The sequence below is a fragment of the Hymenobacter persicinus genome (assembly GCF_004167665.1).
Classification (GTDB): Bacteria; Bacteroidota; Bacteroidia; order Cytophagales; family Hymenobacteraceae; genus Hymenobacter; species Hymenobacter persicinus.
Genome location: NZ_SEWE01000096.1, coordinates 1 through 3,469, shown reverse-complemented (window position 1 = coordinate 3,469; position 3,469 = coordinate 1). Strand labels below are relative to the sequence as shown.

4 protein-coding genes are annotated in these 3,469 nt (G+C 59.9%); 1 reads left to right on the top strand and 3 read right to left on the bottom strand.

Annotation, left to right across the window (positions count from 1 at the left end):
- A partial coding sequence (locus EWM57_RS20680) for a spondin domain-containing protein (protein WP_207218371.1) occupies positions 1-697 on the top strand: 697 nt, incomplete at its 5' end.
- A 77-nt stretch (positions 698-774) separates the two neighbouring features.
- On the opposite strand, the gene EWM57_RS20675 is transcribed toward EWM57_RS20680, so the two are convergent.
- From EWM57_RS20675 to rlmN, 3 genes are all read right to left on the bottom strand, one after another.
- Positions 775-1,353: a DUF3575 domain-containing protein gene (locus EWM57_RS20675; protein WP_165370599.1), complete on the bottom strand. Its 579-nt coding sequence runs from the start codon at positions 1,351-1,353 to the stop codon at positions 775-777.
- A gap of 98 nt (positions 1,354-1,451) precedes the next feature.
- Complete coding sequence (locus tag EWM57_RS20670; RefSeq protein ID WP_165370598.1) at positions 1,452-2,069, bottom strand: DUF3575 domain-containing protein; 618 nt, start codon at positions 2,067-2,069, stop codon at positions 1,452-1,454.
- Between the two features lie 280 nt (positions 2,070-2,349).
- Positions 2,350-3,417 carry a 23S rRNA (adenine(2503)-C(2))-methyltransferase RlmN gene (rlmN, locus tag EWM57_RS20665; protein ID WP_129923196.1) on the bottom strand — a complete coding sequence of 356 codons (1,068 nt, stop codon included), beginning with the start codon at positions 3,415-3,417 and terminating at the stop codon, positions 2,350-2,352.
- Between the last annotated feature and the right edge of the window lie 52 nt (positions 3,418-3,469).

The window sequence follows — 3,469 nt, the reverse complement described above, 5'->3', positions numbered from 1 at the left end:
CGTTAGTGTTGCTAATCAGCCCGGCCCCGCCATGAACCGACTTCTCCCCCTGCTACTGCTGCCGACGCTGCTGGCCTGCCACCGCACTGCCACCGACGTCGACTGGGTGCGTCCCCAGCCATCCGCCACGGCTCTGTACCGGGTTACGTTTGAGGCCACTTGGAGTGCCGCCACGCATCCCGGCGACTACCCGGTGGGTGCCCACTTCTCCCCGCTTATTGGCGCCAGCCACGCTGCTTCAGGTCCCGGACGCTTCTTTCAGGTCGGTAACCTGGCTAGCCCGGGCATCAAAAACATGGCGGAGCTCGGCAGCAACGCGGCCCTACGCGCCGAAATCAATGCCCTCATCAGTCAGGGTCACGCCTTCCGACTGCTCGATGGCCGCACGGCCGTCAGCTCCCCCGGCGTGCTCACCGACACTGTCCGCTTGCGCCTCGACCAGCCGGCCGTGTCGGTCGTGACGATGATTGCGCCCAGTCCCGACTGGTTTGCCGCTCTCGACTCCGAAGTATTACTCTCTGCCGATGGCTGGGCCAGCACCCGCCGCGTCGCGGCCCGCTTCTACGATGCCGGCACCGATAGTGGCCCCACCTACACCGCCTCCGACCAACCCACTACGCCTGCCGCCCCGATTCAGCTCATGCCCGGCTGGAGCCCGGCGCCTTACGGTTATTTCGTGCTGGAATTGCTCAAATAGGCTTTTGTAACGAGCAAAAAGCCCCGACGCAATGCTGCGCCGGGGCTTTTTGCTGGGGTAAGCAGCGGGGGCCGGGTCTAGAAAGCCAGACCGAAGGTGATGCCGGTGCGGACGCCGAAGCCGGTGAGCGGGCCGGCATCGAACGTGCCGTTGCCGTTGCTGGTGCTCTTCACTTCGATGCTGCCACCGTTGTAGGAAGGGCCCAGGAAGATGTCCAGCGAGAAGGTGTCCTTGAAAATCCACTGGCGACCCACTACTACGCCGCCGCCAAACGTGTTAAGCGAAGCTTCGTCGGTCTGGGTCGTCGGCGTGCCGGTCGAGTTGTAGCTGTCGGTGTAGGTGCTTTTCAGAGTCAGATTCTGGTAGCGCACGAAGGGACCTACGTAGAAGCCTTCGGGGGCCGGGGTGCGCTCCGAGAGGTAGAAGCGGTACTCGGGCGTGAGGGCAAAGCCGGAGATTTTGGTGTCCTCAATCTTGGCGCTGGTGAAGAGGCCGCCAATCTGCAGGCTGCTGCTGGCGTTGAGCTTGTGTTCGTAGAAAAACGAGCCGGTTTTTACAATCGGGCTCAGGATGTTGACTTTCACCACGTTGTTCTGGGCCACCGCCGACGCGGAAGTGGCAGCCACGATAGTGGCGGCGAGTAGGATTTTTTTCATGCAAGAAAAAGGGAGGAAAGGAAGAGAGAAAATGGGCAATAGAATAGGCGCGCGCCGCCCACTAAGGGGCATGACCGTACCAGGCACCGCAGGAAAAGCTAGAAGGCCACGCCGAATGAGACACCGGCGCGGATGCCGTAGTTCGACCCTTCGTAGTAGCCCAGGAAGTCGCCGCGGTTGATGTTATCCACGTTCGACGATATGCCCGACACCATGTAGGAAGGCCCCAGGTAGCCGTCGAGGGAGAAGCGCTGCTTGAAGATCCAGTGGCGGCCTACTACCACGCCGCCGCCGAAGGCATTGAGTGAGGCGTCGAGGTCGCGCCGGTAAAAGGTGTTGGTAACCGGATTGTACTCCTCGCTCTTACCGGTTTTGTTCAGGTGCTGGTAGCGCAGGTAGGGCGCCACGTAGAAACCCTCCAGGGCCGGGTGCTTTTCCGACAGGTAGAGCCGGTACTCGGGCGTGATGCCGAAGCCCGACGTCTTGGGCGATTCCGAGTTATTGGAGAAGTTGCTGTCCTCGCGGTAGTTGATGGTAAAGGACAGGCCCAGCTGGAAGCTGCTCGACTCGCTGAGCTTGTGCTCGTAGGACAGGGCCGCAGTGTTAACGATAGGCTGGAAAATATCGATTTTAACGGCGTTGTTCTGGGCCTGCGCCCCAGCAGCCCCGCAGAACAGGGTTCCCAGCAGCAGCCCGTAGGCTTTGGTAGTAGACATTGTGAAGAGAGAAAAAAGATAAGAATAAGCCCAGCACCAAAGCCAGTTTGCCTGGCACATAAGGCGCTTGGTACTTCAAAATTGAACAAAAAAGTTTGAATAGCTATACTTCATTCAACGCATACCTGCAGATAAATATTTCGCGTCGCCGCCAGGAACGCCGAAACTGAAGCGAAAAGCCGCTCCCAATCGGCTGCACAGCCAGCATTCTACTGACCGGCTGGGCAAAAAAAGCCCCTCGAATCAACTTCGAGGGGCTTTTGCAGAACGTAGCGCCGGACTATACGGCTTCGGCTTTTTCCTTTACTGCCAGCTGCCCGCAGGCCGCGTCGATGTCTTTGCCGCGGCTGCGGCGCAGGTTGGTTTGCACGCCCCGGTCGGCCAGATACTTCAGGAAGGCCATCAGCTTGGCCTCGCCGGTGTTTTTGTAGTCGGCGTTTTCGATGGGGTTGTACTCAATCAGGTTCACCTTGCAGGGAATCCACTTCGAAATCTGGAACAGCTCCTCGGCGTCCTGCACCGTGTCGTTGAAGCTCTCGAACACGATGTACTCGTAGGTGACCTTGCGGCCCGTCACCTGGTGGTAGTGCTTCAGCGCGTCCTTGAGCGAAGCCAGGGAGTTGGCCTCGTTGATGGGCATGATTTCGTTGCGCTTCGTGTCGTTAGGCGCGTGTAGGCTCAAAGCCAGGTTGGCCTTCACGCCGTCGTCGGCCAGCTTCTTGATCATCTTGGCGATGCCGGCCGTGCTGATGGTGATGCGGCGCGGGGCCATGTTCAGGCCCTCCGGCGAAGTAATGCGCTCCACGCTCTTCACCACGTTGGCGTAGTTGAGCAGGGGCTCGCCCATGCCCATGTACACGATGTTGGTCAGGGGCGTGCCGTACTCGGCCTCGCACTGCTCCTTGATGCGTACCACCTGGTCGTAGATTTCGGCCGCGTCGAGGTTGCGCTTGCGTTCCATGTAGCCCGTGGCGCAGAACTTACACGTGAGCGAGCAGCCCACCTGCGAGCTGATGCAGGCCGTCATGCGGGTGTCGTGGGGGATGAGCACGCCCTCGACCACGTTGCCGTCGTGCAGGCGGAAGGCCGACTTGATGGTGCCGTCGTTGCTGAGCTGCTGATTCTGCACCGTTACGCCGTTGATGACGAAGTGCTTGGCCAGCAGTTCGCGGGTGGCCAGGGAAATATTGTTCATTTCCTCGAACGTGCCCGCGGTGTTTTTCCAGAGCCACTCGAGCACCTGCTTGGCGCGGAAAGGCTTTTCGCCGTGCTCCACCATAAAGGCTTTGAGCTCGTCGGGAGTGAGTTTGCGGATGTCGCGCTTGGCAAGGACGGTCAGAGGAATCATAGGGCAAAGATACAACGCGCGAGGCAGTTGGGTTCCGAAAAGATGCGGCTGG